Origin of the sequence: Rhizobium sp. YTU87027, from assembly GCF_050644135.1 — a bacterium.
Classification (GTDB): domain Bacteria; phylum Pseudomonadota; class Alphaproteobacteria; order Rhizobiales; family Rhizobiaceae; genus Rhizobium.
The window spans coordinates 52,041-66,386 of the sequence record NZ_CP098440.1 but is presented as its reverse complement, the minus strand read 5'-3'; the positions used below and the strand labels follow the sequence as shown (position 1 = coordinate 66,386).

13 protein-coding genes are annotated in these 14,346 nt (G+C 60.5%); 3 read left to right on the top strand and 10 right to left on the bottom strand.

The features are described 5' to 3' along the window. Positions 1 to 17: 17 nt before the first annotated feature. The 4 genes from truA to NBG89_RS00305 all read right to left on the bottom strand — a co-directional run bounded on the left by truA (position 18) and on the right by NBG89_RS00305 (position 4,030). Positions 18 to 815 carry a tRNA pseudouridine(38-40) synthase TruA gene (gene truA / locus NBG89_RS00320; protein WP_431321237.1) on the bottom strand — a complete coding sequence of 266 codons (798 nt, stop codon included), beginning with the start codon at positions 813 to 815 and terminating at the stop codon, positions 18 to 20. After that, positions 815 to 1,750, bottom strand: coding sequence for a methionyl-tRNA formyltransferase (gene fmt, locus NBG89_RS00315; RefSeq protein ID WP_431321236.1), 936 nt, complete (start codon positions 1,748 to 1,750; stop codon positions 815 to 817). The genes truA and fmt overlap by 1 nt, the downstream gene beginning before the upstream one ends. A 167-nt stretch (positions 1,751 to 1,917) precedes the next feature. After that, a complete protein-coding gene (gene def / locus NBG89_RS00310; RefSeq protein WP_028749410.1) occupies positions 1,918 to 2,436 on the bottom strand; it encodes a peptide deformylase in 519 nt (172 codons plus the stop codon). Positions 2,437 to 2,533: 97 nt separating this feature from the next. Next, on the bottom strand, positions 2,534 to 4,030 hold the full coding sequence (locus NBG89_RS00305) for a methyl-accepting chemotaxis protein (RefSeq protein WP_431321235.1): 1,497 nt from the start codon (positions 4,028 to 4,030) through the stop codon (positions 2,534 to 2,536). Positions 4,031 to 4,226: 196 nt separating this feature from the next. Here NBG89_RS00305 and NBG89_RS00300 point away from each other — a divergent pair, with 196 nt between their 5' ends. The 3 genes from NBG89_RS00300 (at position 4,227) to NBG89_RS00290 (ending at position 8,965) form a co-directional block, all read left to right on the top strand. Beyond that, the gene (locus tag NBG89_RS00300; protein ID WP_431321234.1) at positions 4,227 to 5,459 is read left to right on the top strand and encodes a DNA recombination protein RmuC; all 1,233 of its coding nucleotides are present in this window, start codon (positions 4,227 to 4,229) and stop codon (positions 5,457 to 5,459) included. Positions 5,460 to 5,507: 48 nt separating this feature from the next. Beyond that, positions 5,508 to 6,407, top strand: a complete 900-nt coding sequence (locus NBG89_RS00295) for a ribokinase (RefSeq protein WP_431321233.1) — start codon at positions 5,508 to 5,510, stop codon at positions 6,405 to 6,407. A gap of 218 nt (positions 6,408 to 6,625) precedes the next feature. Continuing rightward, the gene (locus NBG89_RS00290; protein ID WP_431321232.1) at positions 6,626 to 8,965 is read left to right on the top strand and encodes a methyl-accepting chemotaxis protein; all 2,340 of its coding nucleotides are present in this window, start codon (positions 6,626 to 6,628) and stop codon (positions 8,963 to 8,965) included. A 73-nt stretch (positions 8,966 to 9,038) separates the two neighbouring features. Here the strand turns inward: NBG89_RS00290 and ptsN are convergent, their stop codons facing one another. From ptsN to lptC, 6 genes are all read right to left on the bottom strand, one after another. Then, on the bottom strand, positions 9,039 to 9,503 hold the full coding sequence (gene ptsN, locus NBG89_RS00285; protein ID WP_007529605.1) for a PTS IIA-like nitrogen regulatory protein PtsN: 465 nt from the start codon (positions 9,501 to 9,503) through the stop codon (positions 9,039 to 9,041). 63 nt (positions 9,504 to 9,566) lie between these two features. Next, the gene (gene hpf, locus NBG89_RS00280) at positions 9,567 to 10,142 is read right to left on the bottom strand and encodes a ribosome hibernation-promoting factor, HPF/YfiA family (RefSeq protein ID WP_007787745.1); all 576 of its coding nucleotides are present in this window, start codon (positions 10,140 to 10,142) and stop codon (positions 9,567 to 9,569) included. Between the two features lie 252 nt (positions 10,143 to 10,394). Next, the gene (rpoN, locus tag NBG89_RS00275; protein ID WP_431321231.1) at positions 10,395 to 11,954 is read right to left on the bottom strand and encodes an RNA polymerase factor sigma-54; all 1,560 of its coding nucleotides are present in this window, start codon (positions 11,952 to 11,954) and stop codon (positions 10,395 to 10,397) included. A gap of 156 nt (positions 11,955 to 12,110) precedes the next feature. Continuing rightward, complete coding sequence (gene lptB, locus NBG89_RS00270) at positions 12,111 to 12,896, bottom strand: LPS export ABC transporter ATP-binding protein (protein ID WP_431321230.1); 786 nt, start codon at positions 12,894 to 12,896, stop codon at positions 12,111 to 12,113. A 39-nt stretch (positions 12,897 to 12,935) separates the two neighbouring features. Further along, positions 12,936 to 13,544, bottom strand: a complete 609-nt coding sequence (locus tag NBG89_RS00265; protein ID WP_431321229.1) for an LptA/OstA family protein — start codon at positions 13,542 to 13,544, stop codon at positions 12,936 to 12,938. A gap of 13 nt (positions 13,545 to 13,557) precedes the next feature. After that, complete coding sequence (lptC, locus tag NBG89_RS00260; protein WP_431321228.1) at positions 13,558 to 14,223, bottom strand: LPS export ABC transporter periplasmic protein LptC; 666 nt, start codon at positions 14,221 to 14,223, stop codon at positions 13,558 to 13,560. Positions 14,224 to 14,346: the final 123 nt, after the last annotated feature.

Below are 14,346 nucleotides of genomic sequence, written 5' to 3'. Positions count from 1 at the left end.
AGGTACAGCAGGACTGATTATGATAGATCGTCGTCGTCTGCCGTTGCCTGGCGGCGGTCTGTGATCACCGCCGGATAATCCACCTGCATGAAATAGAGTCCATCCGGCGGCGCAACGGGGCCACAGGCCTTGCGGTCGCGTGCGTCCAATGCGGCGCGGACATCGTCCGGCGTCCATTTGCCCTCGCCTGCGAGCTTGAGTGTTCCCGCGAAAGAACGGATCTGGTTGTGCAGGAAGCTTTGGGCGGTGGCACGGATCTCGATCAGCTCGCCGTTTCTTGTCACATCCAGCCGATCAAGCGTGCGGATCGGGCTGTTCGCCTGGCAATGGGCGGAACGGAACGTCGAGAAATCATGCTTGCCGATCAAGGTCTGCGCCGCCGCATGCATAGCCTCATGGTCAAGCGGCTTCGGCACCCACCAAGCCTTGCCGGCTTCGAGAGCCAGCGGCGCCCGGCGGCTGATGATGCGATAGAGATAGTGGCGCCGCAGTGCCGAGAACCGTGCATCGAAGAATTCCCTGGCGACTTCCACGCTGATGATTGCGACCCGCTCGCCGGCCATCTTGAGATGAGCGTTCAGAGCATTCTGGAGCTTGAAGGCCGACCACTCTCTGTCAAGGTCGGCATGAACCACCTGCCCCATGGCGTGAACGCCGGAATCGGTGCGGCCCGCCCCACGGATCGAGACAGTCTCACCGCTTGCCGACAGGATCGCCTTCTCGATCGCGCCCTGGACGGAAGGTCCGTTTTCCTGCCGCTGCCAGCCGACATAAGGACCACCGTCATATTCGACGATCATGCGGTAGCGATGCATCAGGACAGCCTCGAGCCAGATGCAAGCGGTGTCCCGCGCAGAAAATCGGCGGCAGGCAACGGCTTGCCTCCAGCCTTCTGCAGCCTGGTCAGGCGAACGGCGCCGGTTCCACAAGCAACGACCAGATCGTCTGTCACCAGTTCGCCGGCACCGCCACTACCTTGCGCGAGTTCGGAGGCCAGCACCTTGACGCGCTCAGGCTTGCCGCCGATCGCCACTTCGAACCATGCGCCCGGAAATGGTGCCAAACCGCGAATGTGGTTATGGACTTCCACGGCGTCCCGCGAGAAGTCGATCCGAGTCTCGCCCTTGTCGATCTTGGCGGCGTAGACCACGCCGTCTAACGGCTGCGGCATCAGGGAAAGATCGCCCATCTCGAGCTTGACCATCGCGTCAGCCATCGCCTTGGCACCGACATGCATCAGCTTGTCGTGCAACTCGCCAGCCGTGGTATTGGCGTCGATCTTAACCTCGGTGGTGAGCGCGACGGGGCCGGTGTCCAGGCCCTTGTCCATCTTCATCACCATCATGCCGGTCTTCTCGTCGCCGGCCATGATCGCCCGTTGGATCGGGGCGGCACCCCGCCAACGTGGCAGAAGCGAGGCGTGTCCATTGTAGCAGCCGTAACGCGTGCCGCTCAGGATCGCCTCCGGCAGCAGCAGGCCATAGGCGACGACAACGGCAACGTCGGCATCGTGAGCCTTGAAGCGCTCACGCTCTTCCGGATCCTTGAAATTCACCGGCGTAAAGACAGGGATACCGAGCAGTTCGGCGGCCTGATGCACGGGCGACTTCTGCAGGTCCAACCCGCGCCGTCCGCCGGGCCTTGGCGGCTGCGTGTAGACGGCAAGAATCGTATGCCCGGCATCGACCAATGCGCGCAGGGTCGGCACGGAGAATTCGGGCGTGCCCATGAAGATGATGCGAAGCGACATTTTATCCGCCATGTTTCCGGTCAGCCTCTTCAAACGGGTTTTGCGAGCGCCATATCAAGCCCCCTGCGAACCCGTGCTCGACGACATCGCTACCCGGACGGGGCCGGTGCCGGCGCGGTCGGACCACAATCGCCGCATCGCAAGCTGGCTACCGCCGCAGCCTGGAGCTAAAGCGCCTTCGCCGACTTAGCCGCCTTGGTGAACTTCTTGATCACCATGTCTCGCTTGAGGCGAGAGATGTGGTCGATGAAGAGAACGCCGTTCAGGTGATCGATTTCGTGCTGCAGGCAGGTCGCGAGCAAGCCGTCGGCCTCCACCGTCTGCTCCTTGCCGTCCCGGTCGAGATATTTGACGGTGACGGTCGCCGGGCGTTCGACCTCGGCATAGTAGTCAGGGATAGAAAGGCATCCCTCCTCATACACCGAGCGCTCGTCGGACGATACGACTATCTCCGGATTGACGAATACGAGGGGCTGCTTCTCTTCGCCTTCGCGGGAAACGTCAATGACCAGCATGCGGCGCGGCACGCCGATCTGGATGGCAGCAAGGCCAATGCCCGGCGCATCGTACATGGTTTCAAGCATGTCGTCGGCAAGGCGCTGAAAATCGGCATCGACGCGCTCGATCGGCTTGGAAACCTGACGAAGCAGCGGATCGGGGAGAATGATGAGTGGCTTGATGGTCATGGCGTTCCCATAACGCATCTTTTTCCAGGATGGAATTATCCGACAGGCGGGCGGAGCGCTTTTTTGCGCTCCAGCCCGGAAATTTGCCGTATTCGTGTCAGGCGGCGCGACGCGGAGCGATCATCGAACGACGTTCAACGCCGGTCCGGAAGCGCTGCAGCAATGCCACCAGATTGTCGACTTCGCCACGAAGGTGCCGCGTCTCGGCAGAGGTGTTCTCGACCATTCCCGAGTTCTGCTGGGTGATCGTGTCCATGTTGCGGATGGCGACGCTGACCTCATTGACACCTGTTGCCTGATCGCGGGCGGCGGCGGCGATGTCGGCGACGAAGCGGTTGATGACATCGATACGGTTGATCATGTCGCTCAGCGCCTCGCCGGTGCTGCTGACGATGTCGACGCCCTCGTTCACCTGGACCGAGCTTTCCGAAATCAGGTTCTTGATCTCCTTGGCAGCGTCGGCGGTGCGTTGCGCGAGCTGGCGGACTTCCTGCGCCACCACGGCAAAGCCCTTGCCCGCATCGCCGGCGCGCGCGGCTTCGACACCGGCGTTCAGCGCCAGCAGGTTCGTCTGGAAGGCAATCTCATCGATCACGCCGATGATCTTTGCAATCTCGGTCGACGACTTTTCGATGCCGGCCATCGCCGAAACGGCGCTGGTGACGAGTTCGCCCGAATTCTTGGCCTTCTGCTGCGTCTCCCGAACGGCACCCGATGCCTTTTCGGCGTTTGCGGCAGTCTGACCGACGCTGACGGAAAGCTGCTGGAGCGCCGCCGAGCTTTCCTCGACGCCCGCGGCCTGCTGGGCGGTTCGCAAGGCAAGGTCATCGGAAGCCTTGGCGATAATATCGGTGCCCCTCAGGATTTCGCCCGAGGTTGCCCGCACTGAGGCAAAAGATGTACGAAGAGCCGCGACCGCACGGTTGTAATCGTCGGCCATGTCCTTGAAGTTGCCCGGAAGGTCGGACGGCAGTGTCGCCTCAAGATCGCCGTTCGAGAGCGCTTCCAGGCTGCGGCGAAGATGATCGAGCGCGATTGTCTGATCCTGCTCGGCTTTCGCGCGCTCTTCCTCCAGCTTCCGGCGCTTCTCTTCAAGCGCTTCGAGGTAGACCGAGATCGAGTAGTCCATATCGAGCATCGCGGCTTTGATGACGGCGGCAAGCTTTTCAGCCAGCACCTTGCCCTGCTGCCTTGCGAACATAGAGGGCCACTGCTTGGCCATCAGGCCCTTGACGAGTTCGCTCATCAGCAAGGCATAGCCGCCGATATACCAGCGCGGTTCGAGGCCGATGCGGGCATGCGTCTTGCCGACCGCGACAACACCTTTCACATAGGCCTCGTCGAAGTTGCCGCCAGCCAGATTGGCCCAATGGTCTTCCTGGCGCTTCTTGGCCTGCCCCATATGCGCCTTGTCGGCAAAGAAGCTCGCGACCTCGGATGTCTTCGTCAGTTTCGCGTAGAACTTGTCGAGAGCACCGCCGAGTAGCTCGGAGATCGCCGGACGCATTTCGCGGAGCGCCGTGCGAGCTCCATCGTCCAGCTCGATGAAATCGAGGCGTTGCTTGAGCGCGCTGTCGGATTGCTGGCTGGTCATGATGTCTCTGCTTTGTGATTGATACGAAAGGAAATTTGAGCAGAGCTTTTGCGCAATATGGTTGAGCAATAGTTAAGTAGGCTCCTCATTTGTCGGCCGTCGTTTGTTCCTTCCGGTCATCTCACTTGCCAAAACGCTTGTGAGTTGTTCACGTTTTGATCTAGATATCTCATTTGAGTTTGCTATTGTTGCCGGCATGAACACCAGCTCTGAGTCGTTTCTCCTCGCCCTGTCGCAGACAAGCCCCGCCATGCTGGCCCTCGCCGGAGGCGCAATCGCCGCGCTCATCCTGCTTCTGGTCGTCCTCCTCGTCCGCGGCGGGCAGGTGCGACGCGAGCAGGCCGAGGTGGCGAGTCTTCGTGCGGCCGAAACGGATGCCCGCATGGCGGAACTTCTGAAGATCCAGGCAGAGATGCACGGACGCATGTCGACGATGGCCGAGGTGTTCGGCTCGAGACAGTCCGAGCTCAACCAGGCGATCAACCAGCGCCTGGACGGAATGTCGCAGCGCGTCAGCACGACGATCAGCGAACAGACCAAATCGACGCACGAGAACCTGCAACAGCTGCAGGAGCGTCTCGCCGTCATCGATGCCGCCCAGAGCAACATCCAGACGCTGGCGAAGGACGTCGTCGGCCTGCAGGCGATCCTCTCCAACAAGCAGACGCGCGGCGCTTTCGGCCAATCGCGAATGGAGACGATCGTTGCCGACGGCCTGCCGATGGGCGCCTATGCATTCCAGCAAACGCTGTCCAACGGCTCGCGCCCCGACTGCACGATCCGTATGCCCAACGGCGCACCGCCCCTGGTGATCGACGCGAAATTTCCGCTTGAGGCCTGGAACGCGATCCGAGATGCCGGTGGTCCGGATGGAGCCAAGGTCGCCTCGCAGCAGTTCCGCCGCGATATGGAAACGCATATTCGCGACATCTCCGAGAAATACCTGATCCAGGGGGAGACACAGGACACGGCCTTCATGTTCGTGCCATCGGAATCGATCTTCGCGGAGATCCACGAGAATTTCGAAGCGATCGTGCAGAAGGCGCATCGATCGCGCATCGTCATCGTGTCTCCTTCGCTGCTGATGCTGTCCATCCAGGTCATCCAAGCTGTGCTGAAGGATCAGCGGATGCGGGCGCAGGCACACGTCATCCAGGGCGAAGTCGCGAATCTGATGGACGATCTCGGTCGCCTCGACGAGCGCGTCCGCAAGCTGCAGAACCATTTTTCCATGGCCCAGAGGGATGTCGACCAGATCCTCACCTCCGCCGATAAACTCACCAAGCGCGGCGCGAAGATCGAGGCTCTGGAATTCGAGGGCGGCGACAGCGGGAAGGCCGGCCGCGACAATGATCCCGCAGATCCCGCACCAAAATCCGTCGACAGTCGCAGTGGGCTTCTCAAGCTCAGGGTGGTTGACGACGAGTAAGGCCTTCGGGCAGTGTCGCGCCCAAGAAAAACACCGGACGGGACACCCATGATCACAGTTTTCGGCTCCATCAACATGGACCTCATCGCCACCACCGCACGCTTGCCGAAACCCGGCGAGACGGTCGCTGGCAATGGCTTCTCGACCGCCGCAGGCGGCAAGGGCGCCAATCAGGCGCTGGCGGCGCGACGCGCCGGACGCATCGTACACATGGCAGGCGCCGTCGGCCGCGATAGCTTCGCGGAGCCAGCGCTCGCGCTCCTGAAAGACGCCGGTACAGAGCTTGGGACAGTCAAGCAGGTCGACGAGCCGACAGGAACCGCGCTGATCCTCGTCGGCGGTGACGGCGAAAACATGATTGCCGTTGTGCCCGGCGCAAATGGTACGGTGACGCCAGCCGATGCCGACGCGGCGGTGGGTGCCATGAGCAAGGACGACATCCTGATGCTTCAGTTTGAAGTTCCCGTTCCGGCCGTCGAGCAGGCGCTAGCCGGCGCCCGCGCCAAAGGCGTGACGACCGTTCTCAACCTCGCCCCGCTGATCGACGATGCCGCTCGCCTCGGTCGCCTTGCCGACATCGTGATCGCAAACGAAACAGAGTTCGAGCGCCTTGCCGGCCAGGAGAACATGGCGGCAGATGATCGCGAGGCTGCATTGAAGCGGCTCAATGCAGAAACCGGGCAGACCCTGATCGTGACGCTCGGCGCGGACGGCGTGATCGCGATCCGCGATGGTGTCATTTCCCGCGCCAAGGGACTGAAGATCGAGCCCGTCGATACGGTCGGGGCCGGTGACACCTTCTGCGGCTACTTCGCGGCGAGCCTGGACGAGGGGTTGGATTTCGAGGCCTCTCTACGCCGCGCGGCGGTCGCCGGATCGATCGCGTGCCTCAAGCGGGGCGCGCAGCCATCTATCCCGTCGAGCGCCGAAGTCGCAAAAGCGCTATAGGGCAAGTCCTCCCGCGACATGCCGCGACCGCTTGGCGCAGATGCGGTCGATTTTCATTAGATTTCATTCAAATTTAATAGGTTTCCGGCGATGGTCCTGCCATCACCGGACCTCTCCAGGGGCCGGGCTCTGTAACGGCTGCTCCATGAGGGGGCGACGCCTCGTCCCCTGTGCCGATGAATGCCCCGTTCGGCGCATCCTTGCTTCCCGAGGAATCCATGTTCATCTTTCGCATGAAATCGCTTGCAGCCAAGCTTATCCTCATTACCGGCATTGCCATCGCGCTCGTCCTCCTCGTGTCCAACTACTTCCTGATCGGTGAGACGCGCAATCGCGTCCAGACCCTCACCATGGATCAGGCTAATCTCGAAGCGAAGGCGATCGCCAACGAGGTCGCCTCCTCCGTTGGAGAACTAGCCGGAGCGGCACGTTCCATGGCCGGCTCGATCGGCCGTGGTCAGGAAGGTAAATACCTCGATCGCAAGGCCGTTCTCGACATGCTGAAGGCGAACGTCGAGCGCAACCAGTTCGCCTTCGGCAGCTGGTTTGCCGAAGAGCCTAACGCCTTCGACGGCCAGTCACCGTCCATGGCAGGCAAGGCCGACTTCGGTGCCGCCAAGGATGGTACTTTCAACCCGTACTGGACGAAGAGCAAGGATGGCGGCTTCACCTTCTCCACCTTCAATTCCGACTACAAGGCCGCCTGGTACGCGCTTGCCGCGGAAAGCAAGAAGGGCGCGCTGACGCCGCCTTACGCGGAAACGACGACCGGCGAAAACACCGCGATGACCTCGATTGCCTATCCGGTCATGTCCGGCGGCAAGATGATTGGTGTAAGCGGCGTCGATATCTCACTGAAATCGCTCCGCGACAAGCTCTCGACGCTTCATCCATTCGGCTCCGGCCGCGTCACGCTGCTCTCGCAGACCGGCAAATGGATCGTCGCGCCGATCCCCGATCTATCGATGAAGGACTATGACGGCGAAGGCGCTGATGCGGTCAAGAGCGCGCTCTCGGCGTTGCAGCCCGCGGTCGTCAAGAACCTGACTTTCGACGGCTACGAACCCTTCGACCGCGTCATCTATCCCTTCGCCCTGCCGGACGTGAACTCGACCTGGGCGATCCTCGTGGATGTGCCACACACAGCTATCAACGCGCCTGTGCAGGATCAAACCTTGCTGATGATCGTCGCTGGCATCCTCGTGCTTGCCGCCGTCATGATCGCTCTCTACTTCGCGGTCCGCGCCTTCGTTCAGCGGCCGATCGGCGGCCTGGTCGCCACCGTCAAGGCGCTCAGCGACGGCAAGTACGAACAGCCGGTAGCCGGCCAGGATCGCGCCGACGAGATCGGCTCTGTGGCGAAGGCCCTTGAAGGCTTCCGCTTTGCGCTTGCTGACGCACAGCGCCTTGAGACCGAGGCAAACAGCCAGCGTGACGCCGCCGAAGCCGAGCGCGGCCGCTCGGAAACGGAGCGTCAGCAGTCGATCACGTTGCAGCGCCATATCGTCTCGATCGTCGGCTCCGGTCTGTCCGAGCTGTCGCAGGGCAATCTCGGCCACCGCATCACCGAGGACTTCCCGGGCGAATACGCCAAGCTGAAGCAGGATTTCAACGCGGCGCTCGAAAGCCTCGAGGAAACCATCAACACGATGAATCTCAGCGTCATGAACATCGGCTCCGGCACCAGCGAAATCAGCGGCAGCGCCTCCGATCTCGCCAAGCGCACCGAGCAGCAGGCGGCAAGCCTGGAAGAGACGGCGGCCGCACTCAACGAGCTCACCGCACAGGTCAACTCCAGCGCCGACAACGCCCGCACAGCAGCTGACAACGTCAACCTCGCCTGCCAGGATGCTGAGAAATCAGGCGAAGTGGTACGTAAGGCGATCGCCTCGATGCAGGGCATCGAGCAATCCTCCACCGAGGTTTCGCGCATCATCGGCGTCATCGACGAGATTGCGTTCCAGACCAACCTGCTGGCGCTGAATGCCGGCGTCGAAGCGGCACGCGCCGGTGAAGCCGGTAAGGGCTTTGCCGTCGTCGCGCAGGAAGTTCGTGAACTTGCACAGCGTTCCGCCAATGCTGCCAAGGAGATCAAGACGCTCATCAACACCTCGGCCGTGCAGGTCAAGGAAGGCGTTGATCTGGTCGGCCGCGCCGGCGATACGCTGCACAAGATCTCCGAGCAGGTCATGGGCATCAATGGCCTCATCCGCCAGATCTCGGCATCGGCCAGCGAACAGGCGATCGGCCTGAAGGAGATCAACCAGGCCATGAACCAGATGGACCAGGTTACTCAGCAGAACGCCGCCATGGTCGAGGAGACGACGGCAGCCAGCGTCACGCTCAACGACGAGGCCCAGACGCTGAAGCAACTCGTGACACGTTTCCGCGTATCCGGCATGGGTCACGCTTCCGCACTGCGCTCGACGGCTCAGCAGATGCGTGCTCCGACCGGGGCACCGACCTATCGTCAGGCCGCAGCACCGGCCCCCCGCCGCGCGGCTCCTCAAACACACGGCTCGGCAGCACTTGCCCAGGACAACTGGGAAGAGTTCTAAGCCGAGTTCGACCGCTTGAAACAAAAAAAGGCGCCTGAGCAATCAGGCGCCTTTTTACTGAAATGTTGAATGCTCAGGCTGCGTTCGAGGTCTGCTCCTCGTTGAGGAACGCATAGATCGCCGAAGCGGAGTCGGTCGCACGCAGCTTGGCGACGAGATCATGATCGCGCAGCACGCGGGCGATGCGCGACAGGGCCTTGAGGTGATCGGCGCCAGCACCTTCAGGCGCCAGCAGCAGAAACACCAGATCCACGGGCTGATCGTCCAAGGCCTCAAAATCTACCGGCTGATCGAGACGCGCGAAGATGCCGACGATGGAGTGGACGCTTGCGAGCTTGCCGTGCGGTATGGCGATGCCGTTGCCGACGCCGGTCGAACCAAGGCGCTCGCGCTGCAGGACAACATCGAAAATTTCCCGCTCCGAAAGCCCTGTGACTTTCGACGCCTTTGCAGCCAATTCCTGGAGGAGCTGTTTCTTGGAATTTACCCTGAGGGCGGGAATTATCGCATTTTGCTGCAGCAAATCTGCCAATGCCATTTTATTTTCCTTCTGCGCCGAGAAAGGAGAGCGGCAGCCTAACTGCCGCCCTTCGCCTTGATCTCAGCTTTTGATGCTGGCTGCATCGATCCAGCCAATGTTACCGTCATGCCGACGATAAACGATGTTTAGTTGTTCCTTGCCTGGGCTGCGAAAAAGCAGCAGCGGCTCGTCCGTCATGTCGAGCGCCATCACGGCGGTCGCGACCGACATTGTTTTCAGTTGCTTGGTGCTTTCGGCGACAATCGCCGGCGCGAAATCATCCGGAATTTCGTCGTCGTGATCCGACATCCCACCCATCACGGTATACGCGACTTCGGCAGAACCATTCTGGTGATTTCCGGAGTGGTGATCCTTCAGTTTGCGCTTGTAGCGGCGAAGACGCTTCTCAATCCGTTCGGACGCTGCATCAAAGGCCAACTGCGGATCCATCGCCTCCCCGGCGGCATGCAATACAACTCCGCTATCGAGATGAAGCTTGCAGTCGGCGGAAAACCGGGCGTTGGCCTTCTGCACGATCACTTGACCGGAATACCCTCCGTCGAAGTATTTCGTGACGGCGACACCGATTTGGTCCTCGATCCGCTGACGGAACGAGTCACCAATTTCCATATGTTTACCGGATACACGCACACTCATGGAGTTTCCCTTCTTATGATGGTTTGCGAGTACCAGTCTACGCCAAGGCTCACCCTCATCCAAGCACTTCGCGCGATCCCAAGCAAGATCGGCCGAAGTTCCCGGCTTCAGGCACCCTGAGGATGATGGGGATAACTCCAACGCTGTCCACAGCGCCAATTGCGGCGCGCTTCTAGCCAGAAGTTACCAAAATGTCAACAGACACATGCATTAGGACTACGGAATACACGCAGTAGTCGCTTCAGACAACTATCAAAAGCCGGCGACCTTCGCCAAAGCCCGCTTCTCCCGCCTGCGCTGGACCGACGAAGCGATGTTCATCGCCTCGCGATACTTGGCCACCGTTCGACGGGCAAGGTCGACGCCGCCCTGCTTCAGGATATCGACGATGTCGTCATCGGAAAGCACGGCTTCCGGGCTTTCCTGCGAGATCAGCGTCCGGATCTTGTGGCGCACGGCCTCGGCCGAATGGCTGTCGCCGCCTTCAACGGCGCTGATTGAAACGCTGAAGAAATACTTGAGCTCGAACAGCCCCCGCGGTGTCAGCATATACTTGTTCGAAGTCACGCGGCTGACGGTGGATTCGTGCATCTTGATGGCATCGGCCACCGTCTTCAGGTTGAGCGGGCGCAGATGATCAACACCGTGCATCAGGAAGGCATCCTGCTGGCGCACGATTTCGCTTGCCACCTTCATGATCGTCTTGGCGCGCTGATCAAGGCTCCGGGTCAGCCAGTTGGCGGTCTGCAGACATTCCGACAGAAAGGCATGGTCGTCACCATTCTTCGTGACTTTTGAAAAATACGCCTGATTAACGAGAACGCGCGGCAGCGTGTCGGGATTGAGCTCGACCAGCCAGCCGCCGTCGGAGCCTGCCCGCACGACGACGTCGGGCATGATCGCTTCCGACATTCCCGCCTCGAAGCCGGCGCCCGGTTTCGGATTGAGCTGGCGGATCTCGCCCAGCATGTCGAGAAGGTCCTCCTCATCCACGCCACAGAGGCGCTTCAGCGTCGCGAAATCGCGCCGGGCCAGAAGCTCGAGATTGCAGACCAGCGCCTGCATGGCGGGGTCGAAGCGGTCCTTCTGGCGAAGCTGGATCGCCAGGCATTCGGCCAGATTGCGCGCGAAAACACCGGGCGGATCAAGCGTCTGCAAAGCGGCGATCACGCGCTCGACATCGTCGACGCTTGCGCCCAGTCGATCGGCCGCTTCCGTCGCATCGCCCTGGAGATAGCCTGCCTCGTCCAGCAGATCGACAAGGTGCTGGGCGATCAAGCGATCGGACATATCAGGCAGGATAAAGGGCAATTGCTGGGCAAGGTGATCGCGAAGCGATATCTGACCGGCAACAAAGTCATCGAGATCGTAGCTGTCGGCCCCTTCGCTATTACCCGGCATCGACTTCCACTGGCTGATCAGTTCGGGAGCATCGGCGCGCTGCGGAACGCCGTCATCAGGAAAGACGTTGGCATAGTTGGCATCGAGCTCGTCGTTGAGGCGGCTGGCACCACTGTTGTTGCCGCTCTCGTACCAATCGCCCGACAAGACCTCGGTTCGGCTGTCGTAGCCACCGTCGCCGGGCTCTTCCACCTGCGGCGCGTAGGTTTCTTCTTCCGTGCCGCCGCGCTCACTGCCTGATTCCGCATCATTTGACGGAATCTCGAGCAGCGGGTTCTTTTCGACTTCCTGGGCAATAAACTGCGTCAGCTCGAAATGCGTCATTTGCAGCAACTGGATGGACTGCATCAGTTGCGGTGTCATGACCAGCGACTGGTTCTGGCGCAGGAAAAGATTGGCCGACAGTGCCATAGCGGACGCGAAACTCCCGTTCGTCTCCTCCGGGAAACCGCGTCCTGCCACGGGCTCAGGCCACGGAAATCCAAGTTGGCCCAAAAATTGCTTTTTTATTCTATTTGGTCAAGCGGAACTGTCACAGAAGGTGAATTTCCGCGGCGGCGGAGCGCGTCAAAGGCTGAAATTGTCGCCCAGATACAAGCGGCGCACTTCGGGGTTGTTGACGATGTCGTTGGCACGACCGTGGGTCAGGACTTCACCCGCATGGATGATATAGGCGCGATCGATCAGGCCGAGCGTCTCGCGCACATTATGATCGGTGATCAGCACACCGATGCCGCGTGCCGTCAGGTGATGCACAAGGTGCTGGATGTCGGCCACGGAAATCGGATCGACGCCCGCGAAGGGCTCGTCGAGGAGCATGAAAGTCGGATCGGTCGCCAGCGCGCGGGCGATTTCGAGGCGACGGCGCTCGCCGCCGGAAAGCGACACGGCCGCGTTCTTGCGCAGCTTGCGAATGTGAAACTCATCGAGCAGTTCGTCGAGCTTCTTTTCGCGTGCGGCCTTGTCGTTGATATGCACTTCCAGAACGGCGCGAATATTCTCTTCGACGGTCAATCCCCGGAAGATCGATGCTTCCTGCGGCAGATAGCCGACGCCCAGCCGCGAGCGGCGATACATCGGCATCGTCGTCACGTCGTTGCCGTCGATCTCGATCGTACCCTCGTCAACGGGCACAAGCCCGGTGATCATATAGAAGCAGGTCGTCTTGCCGGCGCCGTTCGGACCCAGCAGGCCAACAGCCTCGCCGCGTCGAACGACCAGCGACACGCCGTTCACGACACGCCGCGTGCTATAGGTCTTTGTCAGACCGCGCGCAATCAGCGTGCCCTGGTAACGGCTCTTGTCACCGGCGGGGGTCCCAGCAGCCACTTGGGCCCCGGACCTGCCGAACATGGTCGATAGCGAGAATAACTTCACGTGGTAAGGCCGGGGTCAGTTCTGTTTCTGTGACTTCGGATCAAGCTGAATCTGGACGCGCCCCCCGCAGCTCTCCAACTGTGCCTGTCCCGTCTCCATGTGCACCGTCAGTTGGCAGCCCGTGAAGACGTTCGGTCCATCAGTAAGGATCACCTTGTCGCCCTTGAGGATGAAAAGTTGCTTGGCCATATCGAAAGAGCCGTTGTCGGCCGTGGCCGTCTGCGTACCGGAGTTCAGAAACACCTTGTCCGTGACGATAATGTGATCGATATCGGCGTTTCCCGACGAAATCGACGCCGAAGCGGTCTTGGCGCCAGCCGCCGGAGCCGCATTGGCATCGTCTACCTTCGGCTTGTAATAGACCGTCATATGTCCGGCCTGCAGCGTCGTCTTGCCCTGCACCACCTTCACATTGCCCGTGAAATCGGCCGTGTGCTCCTGATCATGGATCTCCAGCTTGTCGCTCTCGATCTGGATCGGCTCGTCACTGTTCAGCTTCAGGCCATCCATCTGACTGGTTGTTGCCTGCGCCAGGGCGCCTCCGGCCAACAACAGCAGCGCGACTGCACCACTAAGAAATACTGCTCCCGCCTTGCGGGTAGAAATGCGACAATCGTTTGTCATGGTGACCCGGCTGTTAAGTGCCCTGTTTGTGAATAGCGGACGGATCGACATTCATACGTACATTCCCCTCGAATGTGATCGTCTGCCCCTTATCCGTCATCTTGATCGAGCGCGCAACAATAGACGCGCTATCTTTCTGAATACTTACGGGATCCTCGCTCGTGAGTTTCCCGCCCTTGATGTCAACCTTGGCGCTCTGGAACTTGGCCGTCAGCCCGTTGCTCAAAAGGACCGCAAAAGGTGATTTGACATCGAGATTATCGGTCGCACGGTCGTAATCTGCGGCCGTGGCTTCGACGCGGGCGATCAGATCGTCCTTCATCGGCACCGCGGCCTTGATGTTCTCCAGCGTCATCAAGTTCGGATTCTTGATATCCTGAAGCGCCCGTTCGGCCAGCATCGAATAGTTGATCCCATCGGAATTGCGACCGGAGATCGCGGGCTTCTCCATCACTACCTTGCCGTTCTCGATCTTCGCCCCCTCGATCTTGATGTTCTCCGGTAGATAAGTGCGGATTACGGAAACACCAATAAAGACCAGGGACACCACGACGGCGGCGATTGGAAGAATGATCTTCAGGCGGCGCACGCGCGCGGAATGGAAGCGCGCGGCGCCATAGGCGCTTCGCTCCGGCCTCACGTAGTCAGCCTCCCCGGTGGTGTTCAAAGTGTTGAGCATAAACAAGGTCCATCTCGGTGATCAGGCAGCGTATATAGGCATTGTCGCGCCCGATCACAGTTCGTTTCGCATTATTACACTGACTTGCCAATATGGATTTTTTTCTGCAACAAACAAGAAAGG